Annotated in this window: 4 protein-coding genes; 3 read left to right on the top strand and 1 reads right to left on the bottom strand. The window is 60.7% G+C overall.

What is annotated here, in order from left to right:
- Positions 1 to 35: 35 nt before the first annotated feature.
- From SK58_RS13445 to SK58_RS13435, 3 genes are all read left to right on the top strand, one after another.
- On the top strand, positions 36 to 18041 hold the full coding sequence (locus tag SK58_RS13445; RefSeq protein WP_048220073.1) for an Ig-like domain-containing protein: 18006 nt from the start codon (positions 36 to 38) through the stop codon (positions 18039 to 18041).
- 176 nt (positions 18042 to 18217) lie between these two features.
- Positions 18218 to 20383, top strand: coding sequence for a type I secretion system permease/ATPase (locus tag SK58_RS13440; protein WP_017384015.1), 2166 nt, complete (start codon positions 18218 to 18220; stop codon positions 20381 to 20383).
- Complete coding sequence (locus SK58_RS13435) at positions 20380 to 21555, top strand: HlyD family type I secretion periplasmic adaptor subunit (RefSeq protein ID WP_048220072.1); 1176 nt, start codon at positions 20380 to 20382, stop codon at positions 21553 to 21555. Before SK58_RS13440 ends, SK58_RS13435 begins: the two co-directional genes overlap by 4 nt.
- 33 nt (positions 21556 to 21588) lie before the next feature.
- On the opposite strand, the gene SK58_RS13430 is transcribed toward SK58_RS13435, so the two are convergent.
- The gene (locus tag SK58_RS13430) at positions 21589 to 22473 is read right to left on the bottom strand and encodes a hypothetical protein (protein WP_023296585.1); all 885 of its coding nucleotides are present in this window, start codon (positions 22471 to 22473) and stop codon (positions 21589 to 21591) included.
- Between the last annotated feature and the right edge of the window lie 36 nt (positions 22474 to 22509).

Raw genomic sequence — 22509 nt, 5'->3', positions numbered from 1 at the left:
TCCACAGGAATACGCGCACCTGCAAGGAGAAGAATATGAGTACCGCAAAAGTTGTTGATGTCATCATTCGCAAAACGGCAGAGAAGACGAAATTAACCGGAGAGGGGAATCTCTCGGTCTCTATTTCCTCACCGAGCGTGATTGAAATTCAGGGTTCTGCTCAGGACGTGGTGCGTTATGTCCGCCAGGGGAATGACCTCCTCATTTATATGAAAGATGGCAGCGTGATCCGCTGCAATAATTATTTTGTCGAAGACACGGAAACCCATAATCATTCCGAGCTGGTATTTAACGATAAGCAGGCGTTGACGCATATTTCATTTGCCGATGCCGGGGAAGCATCAGGCGTTGCCGCCACCGAATTAACCGCCCAGGCTGCACCCATTAGCAGCATTGAACCTTTCCTGGAGCAGGGAAGCGTCTTAAGCGATGCGCCGTGGGGCTGGATTGCCGGTGCGGCGTTAGGGGGCGGTGCGATCGGCGCACTGCTGGCTCACGGCGGCGATGGCGAAACCAAAACCAGGGTTATTGATAATACAAAAGAAGTCGAAAGCGCCACGCCGACATTTTTGCTCACGGACAACGCGGGTGACAAGCAGGGCGTGCTGAGTGCAAAAGAGGTCACGGATGACAACACCCCAACCTTCAGCGGTACCGGGCAGCCGGGCGCGACCATTCAGGTTAAAGACGGCAACGGCAGCACCATCGCCAGCACCATGGTTGCGAAGGACGGCACCTGGACGGTAACACTCCCGACCCAGGCGGACGGGGAACATACCTGGTCCGTCGTACAGATCGACGGCAGTAAATCGACCTCTGCGGGCAGTATTACCGTAACCGTTTCTACAGCGGATACCAGCGTGACGCTCGCCACCACGGCGGGCGATAACGTGATCAACGCCAGCGAGCAGGCCGCTGGCTTTACGCTGTCCGGCACCAGCAAAAACCTGGCCCAGGGAACGGCGCTTACCGTCACGCTCAACGGTAAAACCTATACCGCAGAAGTGGGGGCAAACGGCGCATGGAGCGTGAAGGTCCCTGCTGCCGACGCACAGGCGCTGGGCGATGGTACCTGGACGGTCAACGTCAGCGGAAAAGACGCGGCGGGCAACACCGTGTCCGGCAGCCAGACGATTGGCGTGGATACCGCCTCGCCAGTGATCTCTGTCGACACGATCGCCCAGGACAACATCATCAACGCGGCTGAACATAATCAGCCGCTGACGCTGACCGGGAAAACCGATGCGGAAGCGGGCCAGATTGTGACGGTCACGCTGAACGGCAAAAATCACACGGCGACCGTGGGCAGCGACGGCAGCTGGTCCGTTACGCTTCCGGCCAGTGAAGTACAGGCGCTGGCTAACGGCGAGCACACCCTGACGGTAAACGTCAGCGACAAAGCGGGTAACGGGTCATCCACCACCGCCGATTTCACGGTCGATACCGCAGCGCCAGTGGTCACTATCAACACCGTCGCGGGCGACGACATTCTGAACACCAGCGAGCAGGGGCAGGCGCAGATTATTTCCGGCCAGGCGAACGGCGCGGCGGAGGGCGACATTGTCACCGTGACCGTTGGCGGCAAGACCTTTACCGGTGCCGTCCAGGCGGACGGCAGCTGGAGCGTCGGCGTGCCTGCCTCCGTCATCGGTGCGCTCGGTGAGGGCAGCCACACGATTTCTGTCTCCGTCACTGATGCCGCGGGCAACACCGGCAGCGCGACGCACGGCGTGACGCTGAGCGGCAACCCGCCGGAATTCACGATTGACGCCATCAGCCAGGATAACGTCCTGAACGCGCAGGAGGCCATGCAGCCCCTGAGCCTGAGCGGGACCAGTAATCTGCCGAACGGCAGCGCTGTCACCGTGACGCTGAACAACGTTAACTATCAGGCCACCGTTGAGAACGGTCGCTGGTCCGTTCAGGTGCCGGTTTCCGACGTGCTGGATCTGGCGAATACCCTTTACACCGTCAGCGTCAGCGGCACCGACAGCGTGGGTAACAGCGGCTCCGCCGAGGCGAATCTGCTGGTAGACACCGTGCTGCCGCAGGTGATCGTCAACACCTTTGCCGGGGATAACCTGGTCAATAACGCCGAAGCGGCGGTTGACCAAACCCTCAGTGGACGCGTCACCGGCGCGGCGGCGGGCGATACCGTCTCTGTCACCGTGGGCGGCAAGAGCTACACCGCGACGGTTGGCAGCGACCTCAAATGGAGCGTGACGATCCCATCGGCCGACCTCCAGGCGTTTGGCGACGGCGATTTAACCTTCAGCGCCTCTGTCACCAATGCGCACGGCAATACCGGCACCGGCGAACGTGATATCAACATCAACGCCGAACTGCCGGGCCTGCGCGTGAACACGATCTCTGGCGATGACGTGATTAACGCCATCGAGCAGCAGCAGGATCTGGCCGTAACCGGCTCCAGCACTCATCTGGCCGAAGGCACACAGATCACCGTTACCATCAATAATGTCGAATACGTCACCACGGTTAACGCCAGCGGCAACTGGCAGATTGGCGTGCCGGCGGCGGACCTTCAGGCATGGACGGCGGGAGGCATGACCGTCAGCGTCAGCGCGGAAGATGCCTGGGGCAACACCGTGGCGGCTGAACACCCGATCGAGCTTGACCTGAATGCGGTGGCCGTCACCATCGATACCGTAACCACTGACGATATGCTCAACGCGGCGGAAAAAGGCGCGGATGTCACGCTTTCTGGTCAGACGCAGGGCGTGGAGGCCGGGCAGACCGTGGTGGTGAAATTCGCGGATCAAACCTTTACTGCACAGGTGCAGCAGGACGGCTCCTGGCACCTGACCGTTCCGGCGAGCGCGATGGAAACGCTGATCGACGGGCGTGCGCAGGTGAGCGTCAGCGTGACTAACGTCAACGGCAACAGCGCGGACGCCTCACGCGTGGTGATCGTCGATACGCAGCCGCCAGCCATTACGCTTGATAACCTGACCGACGACAACATCATTAATGCGGCAGAAGCGCAGCAGGATCTGGTGCTCAGCGGCAGCACAACCGCTGAAACGGGCCAGACGGTCACCGTGACGGTGAACGGTAAATCTTACCAGACCACGGCACAGGCGGACGGTCGCTGGCAGCTGAACGTGCCTGCCGCCGACGTAGGCGCGCTGACCGATGGCAATGTCACCGTGACGGCCACCGTCAGTGACGTGGCGGGCAACAGCAGCAGCGCGGAACGCGTTGGGCTGGTGGATGCCACCGTGCCGCAGGTGACCATCAACGATTTCGTCACCGACACCAACACCGTTAACCAGCTGGCCCATGCTCAGGCGCAGATCCTGAGCGGCTCCGTCACCGGCGCGGCGGCGGGCGATTTGGTCACCATCACCATCAATAACGTGGACTACACCACCGTGGTGGATGCGGCAGGCAACTGGAGCCTCGGCCTGCCTGCGTCCGTCGTTCAGGGGCTGACGGACGGCACCTGGACCATTAACGTCTCCGTGACCGACCAATCCGGCAACACCGGCAGCAGTTCAGTGGATGTGGTGGTCAATACTGTGACGCCCGTTATCGGTATTAACACGCTGGCCGCGGATGACGTGATCAATGCGGCAGAGAAGGGCGAAGATCTGCTGCTTTCCGGTACCAGCAACCAGCCGGAAGGAACCACCATCACCGTTAATCTGAACGGTATCAACTACACCGCCACCACCGACGCCAGCGGCAACTGGAGCGTTACCGTCCCCGCCTCTGCGGTGAGCGCGCTGGGTGAAGCCAATTACACCGTGACGGCGAGCGTCACCGATAATGTGGGCAACAGCGCCGCTGCCACGCACGATGTGCTGGTGGATAGCTCGCTGCCGGTTGTTACCCTCAACACCCTCGCGGGCGACAATATCGTCAACGCGGCGGAAGTGGCCGCAGGGCAAACCCTGACCGGAAAGGTTTCTAACGCGGCATCGGGCGATACCGTCACGATTATCCTCGGCGGGCAGACATACACGACCACCGTACAGGACGATCTCACCTGGAGCCTGCCGTTAACCCAGAGTCAGTTAACCGCGCTCGGTAACGGCGATCTGACCGTATCGGCCAGCGTGACGAACGCGCACGGCAATACCGGATCGTCTTCCCTGGATGTCACCATTGACGCCCAGCTGCCCGGCCTGCGCATTGATACCGTCGCCGGTGACGACGTCATTAACGTTATTGAACACGCGCAGAACCTGGTTATCTCCGGCACCAGCACCGACCTGGCGGCGGGTAGCACCGTCACCGTGACCATCAACGGCAAGAGTTATTCCGCCTCGGTACTGGCGGATGGCACCTGGCAGGCTGCGGTTCCGGCTGCCGACGTCTCCCGGTGGGCGGACGGGTCGCTCACCATCAGCGCCAGCGCGCAGGATACCTCCGGCAACCCGGTGAATATCGGTACCGTTGTGGATGTCGATCTCGCCCCGGTGGCGATAAGCATCAACAGCGTGACGGACGACAACGTGCTTAACGCGGCAGAAAAAGGCCAGGATCTGGTGCTGTCCGGCTCCTCCTCGAACGTTGAAGCGGGCCATACCGTTACCATTATCTTTGCGGGTAAAACCTGGACCACGACGGTCGATGCCAACGGCGACTGGACCTGCACCGTACCGGCTGCCGATCTGAGCGGCCTGAAGGACGGCGACGCCAGCGTACAGGTCAGCGTCACCAACGTGAACGGCAACGCGGCCTCTTCCTCGCAGGCATTCAGCGTCGATACCGCCGCGCCAGCGGTCACCATCAACACCATCAGCGGCGACAACATGCTGAATGCGGCAGAGGCGGCGCAGGATCTGACCCTGAGCGGGACGTCTACTGCCGAAGCAGGCCAGACGGTCACCGTGACCTTCAACGGCAATCAGTACACCGCCCAGGTGCAGGCGAACGGCAGCTGGACGCTGGACGTTCCGGCGGCGGATCTGGCGGGGATCGCCGACGGCAGCGCGGCGGTCACGGTGACCGTGTCCGATAAAGCGGGCAACCCGGCCAGCGCGGGGGCGTCCGTGCTGGTCGACACTACCGTGCCGCAGATTACCTTCAACATTGTGGCGGGCGACGACATTGTTAATATTGCCGAGCACGGCCAGGCGCTGATTGTCACCGGCAAGGTGACGGGCGCGCAGGCGGGCGATGTGATTACCCTGACCCTGAACGGCAAAGACTACACCGCGATGCTGGACGGTGCCGGTAACTGGAGCGTGGGCGTTCCGGCGGCGGACGTGGGCGCGCTGGCTAACGGCGATCAGACGATCTCCGCCACACTCACCGATAAAGCGGGCAACAGCACCAGCGCGACGCACGCGTTTGACGTCTCCCTGACCACGCCGGTGATTGCCATCAATACCCTGGCGGTTGACGACGTGATCAACGCGACCGAAAAAGGCCAGGACCTGTTGATCTCCGGCACCAGCAACCAGCCGGACGGGACCCGCATCACCGTAACCCTGAACGGTATCAGTTACGCCGCCACCACCGATGCCAGCGGTAACTGGAGCGTCACCGTTCCGGCGGCAAACGTCTCGGTACTGGGCGAAGCGAGCTACAGCGTGACGGCCAGCGTGACCGATACCGCGGGTAATAGCGCGAATACCAGCCATAGCGTGCTGGTCGACAGCGCGCTGCCGCAGGTCACCATTAATGCGGTTGCCACCGACGACGTGATTAACGCGGCGGAAGTGGCTTCCGGACAAACCCTGAGCGGGAAAGTGAGCGGCGCGGCGAGCGGTGACACTGTCATGGTCGGTATCGGGGGCAACACCTATACCGCGACGGTTCAGGACGACCTGAGCTGGTCGGTTAACGTGGCGTCTGACGTCTTAACCGCTATCGGTAACGGCGATCTCACCGTAACAGCGAGCGTGACCAATGGCCACGGCAACACCGGCACCGGCGAACGCGACATCACGATTGATGCCAGCCTGCCGGGCCTGCGCGTGGATACCGTAGCAGGCGACGATGTGATCAACAGCATCGAACATGGTCAAAACCTGATTATCACCGGCTCCAGCGACGGGCTGGCGAGCGGATCGGCGCTGACGGTCACCGTCAACGGCAAAACCTACGCGGCAACCGTGCTGGCGGACGGCACCTGGACGGCGGCTATTCCGGCGGCGGACGTCGGCGCGCTGAGCGCAGGCACAATCACCGTGACCGTTGACGGCCAGAGCGCGGCGGGTAACCCGGTTTCCATCAGCCACGACGTGAAAGTGGATCTGGCGGCAGTCGCCATCAGCATTAATCCGATTGCCTCTGACGACGTAATCAACGCGGCTGAGAAAGGCGCGGACCTGGTGCTGTCTGGCTCGACCACCAACGTGGAAGAAAACCAGACCGTTACCATCACCTTCGGCGGCAAGTTGTACACCGCGACGGTGGATGCCAGCGGCAACTGGACGGCGACCGTACCGTCTGCCGATTTGGGCGGACTGAAAGACGGCGACGCCAGCGTGCAGGTCAGCGTCACCAACGTGAACGGCAACAGCGCCTCGGCGGGCCGCGAATACAACGTGGACGCCACCGCGCCGACGGTGTCCATCGAGATCGTCAGCGACAACAACATCATCAACGCGGCCGAAGCGCAGCAGGATCTGGTCGTTAACGGTGTCTCCAACGCCGAAGCGGGCCAGACCGTGACCGTGACGCTGAACGGCGTGGACTACACCACCACCGTACAGGCGAACGGCAGCTGGAGCGTCACCGTACCGTCTGCGGATATCGGCGCGATTACCGACGGCGATTACACCATCACGGCAGCCGTCGCGGATAAGGCGGGTAACCCGGCCTCTGCGGACCGCGATGTGCTGGTGGATACCACGGTGCCACAGCTGACCATTAACACCGTTTCCGACGACGACGTGATCAACAGCGCCGAGCACGCGCAGGCGCTGATTGTCACCGGTTCCGTGACCGGTGCGGCGGCGGGCGACGTGGTGACCGTCACCATCAATAACAAAGATTACACCGCGACCCTGGACACTTCCGGCAGGTGGAGCGTGGGCGTGCCTGCGGCGGACGTGAGTGCCCTGACCGCCGGGGATTACACCATCACCGCGGCGCTGACCGATAAAGCCGGAAACAGCAACAGCACAACGCACGAGGTTGAAGTCAACCTCACCGCGCCGGTGCTGACCATTGACACCGTGTCCGGTGACGATGTGATCAACAGCAGCGAGAAAACGCAGGATCTGACCATCACAGGTACGGCTTCCGGGCTGGCAGCGGGCGCGGTGGTCACCGTGATGCTCAACGGCAAAGCGTACAGCGCCACGGTGGACACCAATGGCCAATGGACCACAACCGTTCCGGCGAGCGAGGTGGGGCAACTGGGTGAAGCGCTTTACACCGTGTCGGCCTCCGCGACGGACAGCGTCGGCAACAGCTCCAGCACCTCGCACACCGTGAACGTGGAATCCGTGCTGCCTGGCGTCATCATCAACACCGTGGCGGGCGACGACGTGATCAACGCAGCGGAGCTGGCAACCGGCCAGACCATTAGCGGCACAGTGGTGAATGCCGAAGCGGGCAACACCGTGACTGTGTCTGTTGGCGGCCACAGCTACACCGCAACGGTACAGGACAATCTCACCTGGTCCGTCAGCGTACCGGAATCTGTGCTCGCCGCGCTGGGCAATGGCGATCTGACCGTGACCGCCAGCGTCACGAACGGCGTGGGCAACAGCGGCAGCGGCGAGCGCGATATCACTATCGACGCGAATCTGCCGGGCCTGCGCGTGGACACCGTAGCGGGCGATGACGTGATTAACAGCATCGAACACGGGCAGAATCTGATTATCACGGGTTCAAGCGACGGCCTGACGGCGGGCACAGCGCTGACCGTCACCGTAAACGGTAAAACCTATCCGGCTACCGTGCTGGCAGACGGCACCTGGAGCGCGGCGATCCCTTCTGCGGACGTGAGTGCCCTTGCCGCAGGCACGGTCACCGTGAACGTTGAAGGCCAGAGCAGCGCGGGCAATCCGGTGACTATCAACCATGATGTGACGGTGGATCTGGCAAACGTCGCCATCAGCATTGACGCCATCGCTTCCGATGACGTGATCAACGCCGCCGAGAGGGGTGCGGATCTGGTGCTCTCCGGCACCACCTCGAACGTCGAAGAAAACCAGATCGTCACCATCACCTTCGGCGGCAAGAACTACACCGCCACGGTGGACGCTGAGGGTAAATGGACCGCCACGGTGCCGTCTGCGGATATGACCGGTCTGAAAGACGGCGACGCCAGCGTGCAGGTCAGCGTCACCAACGTGAACGGCAACAGCGCGTCTGCGGGACGCGAGTACAGCGTGGATGCTACCGCGCCGTCCGTGACCATCAACACGATTGCCACCGACGATATCCTGAACGCCTCAGAAGCGCAGTCCGACCTGGCAATCTCCGGCACCAGTACCGCCGAAGCAGGCCAGACGGTGACCGTATCGCTGAACGGCAAAGATTACACCACAACCGTCAGCGCGAACGGCAGCTGGACGCTGAACGTGCCGGCAGCTGACCTTGCAGGATTAACCGACGGCAGCGTCACCGTGACCGCGGCCGTCAGCGACAAGGCGGGTAACCCGGCGTCGGTGGACCACACCCTGACGGTGGACGTCACCGTTCCGGCAGTGACCATCCACACCGTGGCAGGCGACGACGTGATTAACGTGGCTGAACACAATCAGGCGCAGATTATCAGCGGCTCCGCCACCGGCGCGGCGGCGGGCGATACCGTTACCGTCACCATCGGCGGCCAGACTTATACCACCGTGCTGGATGCGGCGGGTAACTGGAGCGTGGGCGTCCCGGCCAGCGTCATTTCCGGCCTCAGCGACGGCAGCGTGACCGTCACTGCGTCAGTCACCGACGCGGCGGGCAATACCGGCAGCGGCACGCATAATGTGACCGTCGATACCGGTCTGCCGTCGGTCAGCTTCAACGCTATCAGCGATGACAACGTCCTGAATGCCGTTGAAAAAGGCCAGGATCTGAGCGTCAGCGGCACCAGCGCCAACCTGGCGGAAGGCACCGTGGTCACCGTGACCCTGAACGGTAAAAACTACACGGCGACAACTGCGGCAGACGGCACCTGGAGCCTGACGGTTCCGGCTGCGGATCTGGCCGGTCTCGGTCAGGCCAGTTACACCCTGAACGCGACGGCCACCAACGGCGTGGGCAACAGCGTGAGCAGTTCTGCGAACCTGCTTGTCGACACCGCGCTGCCAACCGTCACCATCAACACCGTGGCGGGCGACAACGTCATCAACGCGGCGGAAGTGGCGGCAGGCCAGACACTGAGCGGCACCGTGGCGAATGCCGAAGCGGGCAACACCGTGACCGTGACTATCGGTGGCCACAGCTACACCGCAACGGTGCAGAATAATCTGTCCTGGTCCGTCAACGTGCCGTCTGACGTGCTGACCGCACTCGGCAACGGCAGCCTGAGCGTGACGGCGACCGTCACCAACGGCCACGGCAACACCGGCACCGGCGAACGCGAGATCGCTATCGACGCTAACCTGCCGGGCCTGCGCGTGAATACCGTGGCGGGTGACGACGTGGTCAACACCATCGAGCACGCGCAGAACCTGATTGTTTCAGGCTCCAGCGACGGGCTGGCGCCGGGCACGGCGCTGACGGTTACCGTCAACGGTAAAGATTACGCGGCAACGGTACTGGCAGACGGCACCTGGAGCGCGGCGATCCCGTCCACCGACGTGAGCGCGTGGCCGGAAGGCACCGTGAAAATCAGCGTTACCGGTGACAGCGCGGCGGGTAATCCGATCACCATCAGCCACGACGTGACCGTGGATCTGGCTACCGTTGCCATCAGCATCAATGCGCTTGCCACCGACGACGTGATTAACGCGGCGGAGAAGGGCGCGGATCTGGTGCTGTCCGGTGTGACCACCAACGTGGAAGCCGGGCAGACCGTGACCATCAGTCTGAACGGCAGGATCTACACCACCACCGTGGACGACAGCGGCAACTGGACTTATACCGTGCCGTCAGCGGATCTGGCTGGCCTGAAGGATGGCGACGCCAGCGTGCAGGTGAGCGTCACCAACGTGAACGGCAACAGCGCCTCGGCGGGCCGTGAGTACAGCGTGGATGCTACCGCGCCGTCCGTGACCATCAACACGATTGCCACCCACGATATCCTGAACGCCACGGAAGCTCAGTCAGACCTGGCAATCTCCGGCACCAGTACCGCCGAAGCAGGCCAGACGCTGACCGTATCGCTGAACGGCAAAGATTACACCACAACCGTCAGCGCGAACGGCAGCTGGACGCTGAACGTTCCGGCGGCGGATCTGGCAGGATTAACCGACGGCAGCGTGACGGTCACCGCCTCAGTCAGCGACAAGGCGGGTAACCCGGCGTCGGTTGACCACACCCTGACGGTGGACGTCACCGTACCTGCGGTGACCATCCACACCGTTGCAGGTGACGATGTGATTAACGTGGCTGAACACAATCAGGCGCAGATCGTCAGCGGCTCCGCGACCGGCGCGGCGGCGGGCGACACCGTCACCGTCACCATCGGCGGCCAGTCGTATACCACCGTGTTGGACGCGGCGGGTAACTGGAGCGTGGGTGTTCCGGCGAATGTGATTTCAGGCCTCAGCGACGGCAGCGTGACCGTCACTGCGTCAGTCACCGACGCGGCGGGCAATACCGGCAGCGGCACGCATAATGTGACCGTCGATACCGGTCTGCCGTCGGTCAGCTTCAACGCCATCAGCGATGACAACGTCCTGAACGCGGTAGAAAAAGGGCAGGATCTGAGCGTCAACGGCACCAGCGCCAACCTGGCGGAAGGCACCGTGGTCACCGTGACCCTGAACGGTAAAAACTACACGGCGACGACTGCGGCAGACGGCACCTGGAGCCTGACGGTTCCGGCTGCGGATCTGTCAGGCCTCGGTGAAGCCAGCTACACCCTGAGCGCGACGGCCACCAACGGCGTGGGCAACAGCATCAGCACTACGGCGAACCTGCTTGTCGATACCGCGCTGCCAACCGTCACCATCAACACCGTGGCGGGGGACAACGTCATCAACGCGGCGGAAGTGGCCGCAGGCCAGACCATTACCGGTAAGGTGGCGAACGCGGACATCGGTAACACCGTGACGGTGAACATCGGCGGCAACACCTATACCGCGACGGTGCAGAGCGATCTGACCTGGTCCGTTAACGTGCCGGAATCCGTCCTGACCGCGCTGGGCAATGGCGATTTAACGGTGTCAGCAACCGTCACTAATGACCATGGCAATACGGGAACGGGCGAGCGCGATATCACTATCGACGCCAGCCTGCCGGGCCTGCGCGTGGATACCGTCGCGGGCGACGATGTGATTAACAGCATCGAGCATGGACAGAACCTGATTGTCACCGGCTCCAGCGACGGACTGGCGGCAGGCACTACGCTCACCGTGACCGTCAATGGCAAAACCTATGCGGCCTCCGTGCTGGCAGACGGTACCTGGAGCGCGGCGATCCCGGCAGCAGACGTCGGGGCCCTGGCTGCGGGCACGGTTACCGTGACCGTTGCAGGCCAGAGCGCGGCGGGCAATCCGGTCTCTATCAGCCACGACGTCACCGTCGATCTGGCAGCCGTGGCGATCAGCATTGATGCCATCGCCACCGACGACGTGATTAACGCGGCAGAAAAAGGCGCGGATCTGGTGCTTTCCGGCAGCACCTCCAATGTGGAAGAGAACCAGACCGTGACCATCACCTTTGGCGGCAAGTCTTACACCGCCAAAGTCGATGCCGACGGCAACTGGACGGCCACCGTGCCTTCCTCGGATCTTGCGGGTCTGAAAGACGGCGACGCCAGCGTGCAGGTGAGCGTGACCAATGTGAACGGCAACAGCGCGTCTGCGGGCCGGGAGTACAGCGTCGATGCCACGGCGCCAACCGTGACCATTGACACGGTAGCCGGCGACAACGTGATCAACGGCAGCGAAGCGGCTGCGGGCGTGGCCATTTCCGGCACCACCACGGCTGAAGTCGGTCAGACGGTAACCGTTAACCTCGGTGGAAACAGCTATACCGCACAGGTTCAGCAGGGCGGCGTCTGGAGCATTAACGTGCCGGCCGCCGATCTGTCCACTCTGGCGGATAACGGCTACACCGTGCAGGTGAGCGTGAGTGACGCCGCGGGTAACCCGGGCAGCGCGGGCAAAGCGATTACGCTCGATACCACGCCGCCGACCGTCAGCTTTAACGTCGTGGCGGGCGATGACGTCATCAACAGCGTTGAGCACGGGCAGGCGCAGGTCATCAGCGGCACCGCAACCGGCGCCAGCGTCGGCGATAAGCTGGTCATCACGATAGGTTCGAACCAGTACACCACCACCGTTGACGCCAGTGGCAAATGGAGCGTGGGCGTTCCTGCCAGCGACATTTCTGCCCTGACCGACGGCACCGTGACCCTCAGCGCGACAATCACCGACAGCGCGGGCAACAGCAGCACCCAGACCCATGACGTGGTGGTAAATACCGCATCGGTCGCGCTGACCGTCAACACCCTCAGCGGTGATGACGTGATCAATGCGGCAGAAGCGGGGGCGTCGCTGGTCATCAACGGCTCCAGCGCGCAGTTTGCGAACGGCACGCAGGTCACTATCACCCTGAATGGTAAGAGCTATACGGCCACTATCCAGAGCGATGGCTCCTGGACAACCACCGTACCGGCCGCCGACGTGGGCACCCTGGCCGACGGCGCGAGCTACCAGGTTTCTGTTTCGGCGCAGGACAGCGCCGGGAACAGCGCCTCGGCGACGCACACCATCAGCGTGGACACCACCGCGCCGGTGATTAGCGTGAACACGTTGTCGGGCGACGATGTGCTGAATGCGGCGGAAGCCCAGCAGCCGCTCACCGTACACGGCTCTTCCAGCGCGGAAGCAGGCCAGACGGTGACCGTCACGCTGGGCGGGAAAACCTACACTGCGCTTGTGGCAAACGACGGCACCTGGACGCTCGACGTCCCGGCCGCCGATCTTGCCAACCTGAGCGAAGGCGCGCTGACGGTCACCGCGTCGGTGAACGACAAGGCGGGTAATAACGGCCAGACGACGCATACCTTAACGGTCGATACCGTCGCGCCAGCCGTGACCATCAGCACCGTGGCCGATGACGATATCGTCAACGACGCCGAGCAGCTGGCGGGACAGACCATCAGCGGGACCACCACCGCGGAGCAGGGCCAGACGGTGACCGTCTCCTTCAACGGCCACAGCTATCAGGCGACCGTGGCGGCAAATGGCTCCTGGTCCGTCTTCGTGCCGGGACGCGACTTCCTCGGACTGAGCGACGGGGATTACACCATTACGGCTACGGTGAGCGATAAGGCAGGTAACCCGGGCAGCGCAACGCACGACGTGACGCTGAACGGTGACGTGCCGACCATCGCCATTAACACCTTTGCGCAGGATGATATCGTCAACGCCGCCGAGCACGGCACGCCGCTGGTTATCAGCGGCACCACCGATGCGCCAACGGGCCAGACGGTGACCATTACGCTTAACGGTAAAACCTACACGGCTACCGTTCAAAATGACGGCACCTGGAGCTATACGGTCGGCAGCGCAGACGTGACCGCGCTGGCGGACGGCGGTTCGTACGTGATTAACGCGCAGGTGAGCAACGCCATCGGCAACAGCGCCAGCGATAACCATACCGTTACCGTGGATCTCACCGCACCGTCGATGGGGATCAGCATTGATTCCCTGCAAAACGATACCGGCCTCAGCGCGAATGACTTCATCACCAACGACAGCCAGGTGGTGGTGAATGGTTCCCTGACCGCGCAGCTCGGCAATAACGAGAAGGCGCAGATCAGCCTTGACGGCGGTACCACCTGGATTGACCTGACCGTCACCGGCACCACCTGGCGCTACACCGATGGCCGTACCCTGACCGACGGTACGTACCAGTACCAGGTGCGCGTGATCGACAATGCAGGCAACGTTGGGGCAACGGACAGCCAGGACGTGGTAATCGATCTGACGAAGCCTGCGGCGGCGACCATTACCGTGGATTCCGTCTCGCAGGATACCGGCCTGTCCGACAGCGACTTTATTACCAGCGACAACCAGATCAGCCTGAAAGGGACGCTCGGCGCGGCCCTGGGCAGCGGCGACCACGCTCAGATCAGCCTCGACGGTGGCGCAACCTGGACTGACGTGAGCGTCAGCGGCCTGAGCTGGACCTACGTTGACGGCCGCACGCTGGCCGACGGAGACTACAACTATCAGCTGCGGGTGATTGACGACGCGGGGAATATCAGCGCCACTACCAGCCAGGTGGTGACCATTGATACCGTCGCGCCGGACGCCAGCAAAACGATCGCTATCGACAGCATCAGCGACGATACCGGCCTGAGCAGCAGCGACTTTATCACCAATGACACCTCTCTGACGCTGCACGGCTCGCTCGGCGCAACGCTGGCCGACGGCGAATATGCCCAGATCAGCATCGACGGCGGGGTCACCTGGCAGAACGTGATCGTCACTGGCAACAGCTGGTACTACGTGGACGGCCGCACGCTGGGTAACCAGACCTATGACTACTACGTTCGAGTAGTGGATGCGGCAGGCAACGTAGGTGCCAGCGCTCATCAGCAGGTGACGGTCGATACGGTCGCGCCGGATGCGGCGATTACGGTGACCGTGGATAACATCACCGTCGATACCGGCTTCGACAATAACGACTTCCTGACCAGTTCGACCTCGTACACGCTCAACGGGACGCTCGGGGCCGAACTCGGGGCGGGTGAGTATGTGCAGGTGAGCATGGATGGCGGCACCACCTGGGTTTACGCCACGGTAAGCGGCACCCGGTGGAGTTATAACGACACCCGCACCCTGGCCGACGGCGACTACCGCTATCAGGTGCGGGTTGTCGATCAGGCGGGCAACGTTGGGGCCACCACCACGCAGGACGTGACGGTGGATACCCAGGCGCCGCAGTACGGCATCACCATTGACAGCATCAGCGAAGATACCGGGCAGTCCGGGAGTGATTTCATCACCATGGACACCTCGCTGACGATCAACGGCTCGTTGGGCAGCGCGCTGGCCAGCGACGAGCGCGTACAGATCAGCCTCGACGGCGGTAATACCTGGATTGACACTACCGTCACTAACCAGCGCTGGAGCTATACGGATACCCGCGATCTGGCGGACGGGGATTACACCTACCAGGTGCGGATCATCGACCAGGCGGGCAACGTCGGCTCAACCTCTTCGCAGGTGGTAACGGTTGATACCACGCCGCCTGACACGGTGGGAACGGTGGTCAGCTATACCGACGGGGAAGGTGAACGTACAGGCACGTACGGCGCATCAGTCGCGACGGACGATACCTCGCCGCTGATCAACGGTACGCTTAACCGCGCTCCGGAAGATGGCGAAATCGTGCAGCTTTACCGGGACGGGATCTTACTGGGTCAGGTCACGATGAACGGCAGCGCAAGCTGGTCCTATCAGGACAACGGCCTGCTCGACGGGAATCACACCTACATTCTGCGCGTCACCGACAAAGCCGGTAACTACACGGAATCGGATGGCTTTGTGCTGAACGTCGATACCAGCATCCCGACCACCACCGCGGCGATTACTGCCCAGACCACCTCGGATACCACGCCGATTGTCAGCGGTACGGTCTCCGCAGACCTGGTGAACGGTGAATATCTGGTGGTGACGGTGAACGGGAAAACCTACACCTCCCAGACCGGCGGTGCGGTGGTCGTCGACCCGGATCACAATACCTGGTATCTACAGATCCCGGACAGCGATGCCCTGAGTGTGGCGAGTTACGACGTAACCGCGCAGGTGAAGAGTAGCGCGGGCAACGGTAACACCACCGGTACGGCAACCGGTAGCCTGGTGATCGATACCACCTCGGTGAATACCGACTGGGCGACCACTGCGGGGAACAGCAACAACTCAACCATGACTCTCGGCATGAACAGCAGCGGGCTGTGGAATATCATTGCTAATGGACAGTCTTATTCCAGCAGCGATGATTCAACCTATGCCGGGAATACGTTAACTAACACCCGTAGCTACTATGTGGTGAGCCAGACGGCAGCTGACTTTGACCGTAACGGCACGCAGGATATCTTTGCGACGGAGAACACCTACGCGGGCTCTACGCAGGTGATGTGGACCTACGATGGCAGCAGCTACACCGCCAGCCAGCTGGCGATGGGAACCACCATCTGGTACGGCGGCGTAATTGCCTACGACAAAACCGGCGATGGCTATCTTGATCTGGCGTACGGCGATGCCGGTATGGACTCCCTGACCTACCTGGTGAATACCAACGGCGTTCTGTCGCCGGACGGCACCGGCGGGGAAGGTGGATTCTACGGCCAGTTCGATTCCGGGCGTGAAATCTCCGGCGTCGACCTGAACAACGACGGTACCGTGGACATCGTGCAGCACACCAACCGCAGCGGGGCGTACTCGCTCACCGTGATTAACAACAACGGGAACGGTACGCTTTCCATTGGCCAGAACCTGACCAACGTGTTTGTGGCCAACGCCTCGAATACCACCACGGCGGCCTCCATGACGTGGGCGGACTTTAACGGCGATGGCTACATGGATCTGTACCTCGGCAGCAGCTACAACAACAACGGCGGGGTGATTTACTACAACGACGGTACCGGGCAGCTTTCCACGACCAAAAGCGCGGTGGAAGCCTCTAACGCCACGGCGGGCTATCTGTCGGTGGCGGTAGACTGGAACGGTGACGGGCAGATGGACATCATCAAGCTCAGCACCTACGGCAGCTCACAGACGGCGACCCTGTTCACCAACAACGGCTACGGCTCAACCTGGACTTCAAGCCAGCTGGCTTCTGGGCTGGCCAACGTCACCGGTGTCGCCGCGGTGGACTACAACTGGGACGGTGCGCAGGATCTGCTGGTGTCTCAGCAGAACGGTAAGGTGGTGCTGGTGCAGAACAATGCGGAGATCGCTGACGGTACCGCGATGCATCTGCACATTGTCGATAGCGAAGGCATCAACGCGTACTACGGCAATACGGTCAATCTGTATAACGCTGCGGGCGTGCTGGTGGCCTCGCAGATCATCAACGCTCAGTCCGGCATTGGCTCGAACGATACCTCTGCGCTGGTGAGTTTCTACGGGCTGGATCCGAACGAAACCTACTCGGCGGAGATCGTGAAGATCACCAACGGCGTCTCGGATAACGTCACCTGGACCGGCCTGGACGCGGGCAACGGCAAAGAGGGTTATGTTCTCACCGCCGAAGCGGCCACCGGCGGCCACAGCGGAACCATCACCGGTACCGGGTATAACGACACCTTTATCGCAGAGGATGGTACCTATACCTATAACGGCTCCGGCGGCTGGAATACCCATTCCGACTACGACACCTGGAGCAATACCGGCGGCATGGACGTGGTGGATTATCGTAATGCCACCTCTGGGATAACCGTTGATTTGCGCCTCTCAACGGCGCAGGACACCGGATTCGGTACCACGCGGTTGTTGAATATTGAAGGGATTAACGGCTCCGACTATGACGACGTGATCACCGGCAACAGCGGTGATAACCAGTTCGAAGGCCGGGGCGGGAACGACACCTTCAACATCGGCAGCGGCGGTCACGATACGTTGCTCTATAAGCTGATCAACGCGTCTGACGCGACGGGCGGCAACGGTAGCGATGTGGTGAACGGCTTTACCGTCGGCACCTGGGAAGGGACGGCGGATACGGACCGTATCGATCTGCGCGACCTGCTTTCCGACAGCGGCTATACCGGCACCGGCTCGGCGAGCTACGTGAACGGCGTGGCGACGCTGGACAGCAGCGCGGGCAACATCGCCGACTACATCCGCGTTGTGCAAAACGGCAGCAACACCGAGATCCAGGTTGACCTGGACGGGACGGGCGGTCAGTTCACGCCCACCACGCTGGTAACGCTGAACGGCGTGCAGACGGATCTGGCGACGCTGTTGGCCAATCATCAACTGTTAATTGCGTAAAACAACGCCGCGGGGAGCGATCCTCGCGGCCTTTTGCGTTTCTTTACACGAATAGCCATAACCCTATATTTCACAAGATTATTTTGCGGGCTCGTTTAGACAGTGTTCGATTTCTAATCATCCCGGAAAGGTATCATTTCAGTGCGAAATCATCGCCCTGAACAGGACGTAGCATTATGAAGACACATCCACAGTACGAACCCTGGTTGCAGGGCATGCTCATCATCGCGAAATATTATCGGCTGGATTTTTCGGCGGAGCATGTTCGGGTCACGATTAACCATGAAAGCCAGTCTCCACGCCAGCTGGTGCTGGAGGAGATGGCGCGCCAGCTTGGGCTGGGGATGCGTTGGGTGGCGGCGGGAGCCGTAGCGCTCGATCCGTGGCGTTTACCGCTGCTGGCGGAGTTCACCGGCGGGCAAATTGCGGTCATCAACCGTATGGACAACGAAGGAAACGTCAGCGTGCAGTTTAGCGGCGACGGGGGCCTGGAGACGACGCTGACGCGCGACGAACTCGGTTCGCGGTTAAAGGGGCTGATGGTGCTGCGTCCCCTGGAGTCCACGCCGGATGCGCGCGTGGATGATTACATCAAACCCTATGAGAAAAACTGGTTCTGGCAGCTGGCGCTGAAAGACTGGCGTCGTTACAGCGACATAATGCTGGTGGCGCTGGTCGCCAACGTGCTGGCGCTCTCCGGCATGGTCTTTTCCATGCAGGTGTATGACAGGGTGGTGCCGTCCCAGTCGGAGGCCACGCTGTGGGTGCTGTTTGGCGGTGTGATGATCGCCATCGTGTTTGAATTCATCATGCGCATGCTGCGGGTGCATATTTCGGACGTGGTAGGGAAACGCGCCGACCTGCGTATTTCCGAGCGCGTGTTTGCCCACGCCCTGAGGATTAAAAACGGCGCACGGTCGAAATCGACCGGGTCGTTTATCGCCCAGATCCGCGAGCTGGAGTCGGTGCGGGAGCTGATCACTTCCACCACCATTGCCGCTATCTCCGATCTGCCGTTCTTCCTGCTGTTCGTCTTCATTCTGTGGATGATTGGCGGCCCGCTGGTGCTGGTGGTGCTGCTGGCCGTACCGCTGCTGCTCATTCCCGGCCTGCTGGTGCAGCGCCCGTTGGGAAAACTCTCCAGCGAAGGGATGCGTGAATCGGCGATTCGTAACGCCACGCTGGTGGAAGCGGTGCAGGGGCTTGAGGACATCAAGCTAATGCGCGCCGAGCAGAGGTTCCAGAACCAGTGGAATAACACCAATGACGTTGCCGCGAGCGTCGGCATGAAGCAGCGCTGGCTGACGGGGCTGCTGCTGACCTGGACCCAGGAGGTGCAGTCTATCGTCTACGCCGTGGTGCTGCTGGTGGGGTGTTATCTGGTTATCAGCGGCGACATGACCACCGGTGCGCTGGTGGGGACCTCGATTCTGGCGTCCCGGACCATTGCGCCCCTGTCGCAGATTTCCGGCGTGCTCTCCCGCTGGCAGTCGGCAAAGGTGGCCCGCAAGGGGCTGGATGACCTGATGCAGCGCCCGATTGACGATCCCCAGCACGGCAAAAAAGTGCATAAAGCCCATCTTCGCGGTGATTATCGGCTGGACGACGTTGGGTTTTATTACGATGAAGAAGAGAAGCTTACCGTGCTGAATATCAGCAAACTGCGCATTCGCGCCGGGGAGCGCGTGGCGGTGCTCGGGCGGAATGGTTCGGGGAAAAGCACTTTGCTGCATCTGCTGGCGGGAATGCAGGAGCCACAGCAGGGCAGCATTTTGCTGGACGATATTGCTCTCAATCATCTTGACCCGGCCGACGTGCGCCGCGACATGCAGTTGCTCAGCCAGCAGGCGCGGCTGTTCTTCGGCTCCGTACGTGACAACATCCTGATGGGTAATCCGCTGGCGACAGACGAGGAAATCCATCAGGCGCTGGTCAACAGCGGCGCGCTGGAGTTTGTGCGCAAGCAGAAAATGGGGCTGAACACCATCATCAATGAGGGCGGGACGGGGCTTTCCGGCGGGCAACGTCAGGCGCTGCTGCTGGCGCGCGCGCTGATCACCTCGCCGAATATTCTGCTGCTGGATGAACCCACCGCCTGGCTGGATGAGGTCAGCGAGAAGCAGTTTATCCAGCATCTGCACCAGTGGCTCGGTAAGCGCCGGACGCTGGTGGTGGCGACGCATCGTCTGCCGATTCTGGACCTGGTTGACCGCATCATCGTCCTGGAAAACGGCAAAGTGGTGATGGATGGCCCTCGTGATGCCATTTTACGCCAGCACGGAATGGCCCCGCAGCAGGCGCCGCAGCGCACGGTTAAACTGAAAACGGAGGGCGTGGCATGAATGATTTCTCCCGCTTTAACAGCCGGCTCAAGGAGCCGCGCCTGCCGCGTTCGTCGCTGGTGGCATGGTCGCTGTTTGCCCTGCTGGTGGTCTTTATTACCTGGGCCAGCCTGTTCCAGCTGGATGAGGTCACGACGGGTAGCGGCAAGGTGATCCCGTCCTCCCACGAGCAGGTGATCCAGTCCCTGGAAGGGGGGATTATCCACAGTCTGATGGTGCGCGAGGGCGATATCGTCGAGCGTGATCAACAGCTTGCCCAACTGGACCGGACGAAAACCGAGTCCAGCGTGCTGGAGAGCGAGTCTCGATTAAACGCCGCGATGGCGACGGCCGCGCGTCTGAATGCTGAGGTAAACGACACCGGGCTGACATTCCCGGCCGAGCTGGATGACGACGTTGAGTTGGTCAAACAGGAAACGGCGCTTTATCAGTCACGTCGCGAAAGCCTGGAAAAAGGGCTGGCGGGTTTACGCCAGGGAGCGGATCTCGTGCAGCGTGAACTGGCATTAACGCGCCCGCTGGTGACGCAGGGGGCGGCCAGTAAGGTCGAAGTCTTACGCCTTGAACGTCAAAAAAATGAGCTGGAGAGCAAAATCACCGAAATGAAAAACCAGTACTACGTTCGCGCCCGCGAAGAACTGGCAAAAGCGAACGCGGAAATGGAAGCGCAGCGTTCGGTCATGAAAGGACGCGAAGATTCACTCACCCGCTTAACGTTTAATGCGCCGGTGCGTGGCATCGTGAAGGACATTGACGTGACGACGGTGGGCGGAGTGATCCCGCCGAACGGCAAACTGATGAGCCTGGTACCGCTTGATGACCAGATGGTGATAGAAGCGAAAATCTCGCCGCGCGATGTCGCGTTTATCCATCCTGGGCAAAAAGCGCTGGTGAAAATCACCGCTTATGACTACTCGATCTACGGCGGGCTGGAAGGGGAGGTGACGATGATTTCCCCGGATACCCTTCAGGACGAGGTGAAACGGGATGTTTATTATTATCGCGTTTATATTCGTACTGACAGTAACCATCTGACCAACAGGCAGGGCAAGGAATTCCCGGTGTTCCCGGGCATGATAGCCACGGTTGATATCAAAACCGGCAGTAAATCCGTCATTGATTATCTGCTGAAACCATTGAATAAGGCAAAAGAGGCGCTGCGCGAGCGATAAAAAAGGCGTTCAGCAAACCGAACGCCCGTCAGATCAGAGTGTAGGCGTCATGTTGACAGCATGGCGTCGTTCTTTTGGTACCACGTTGATGTAATGTGTGACATACGCAAAATATAATCCGGCATAATTTTCGACCAGCTCGATAAAGGCCGGGTAAATTGACATCCGGCCATCGCCGCGATCTTTAAGATAACCTGCCTCCTGCGCCGATTTGATAATGCGGTTGACGTGGATACGCGAGACGAAAAATTCTTTTGCCAGTGTGCTGGCTGAATACGCTATTATGGCACCGTGTGCTGTTTTGTTTTTAATGGCCTGCAAATAGAGATAGAGCATAATCATTCGGCCACCATCCTTATCAATAAATAAACCCACCTCCGGAAGCACTTTCCTGAATGTTAATCCGCGGAAAAGGTACTCTGCGGCGCGCCGGAAAAAGTTGTGCCTCAAAATGTCATTGTCCAGAAGGTTAACATTAATGTTGAATGTCGGATAAAGAATGCTGACAGGCGTAAATGCCCCAGACATATAGCGTTTCAGCTCATCCAGTCCTTTTTCCGTTGGCGCGATTTTTGTTTTTCGGCGATCTTCGGTACAGCGCCAGGTCTTAATTCGCCCGGTGGTCTTAAGTATGGTGATGATCGCGATAACACTGTTAGGACTGGCGATATTATAGCGGGTACACAGTGCCTTTATCTCTGAAACTGACTCAGCCTGATTACCAAAAACAAAACAACACATTGACAGTATTATGTTGAAGCGTGATTCCTGAAGCATCGTTTTGTAGAACAAGGGTTGTTTTTTATAAATGGCATCATTGATTCTGTAGTGCTCTGTTATAGCTTCACCAAATCGCGGGTTGTTTTTAATAACATCCCTTCGATGTAGCAAAGCCCTGGATGAAATGTGATTATCCATAGCATTTTCTCTTTTTGTCTGGGCCGATAAGATGAA

The organism is Enterobacter sp. BIDMC93 (genome assembly GCF_001037805.1).
In the GTDB taxonomy this organism is placed as follows: Bacteria; Pseudomonadota; Gammaproteobacteria; order Enterobacterales; family Enterobacteriaceae; genus Enterobacter; species Enterobacter hormaechei_C.
This window is presented reverse-complemented; position numbering and strand designations above follow the sequence as displayed.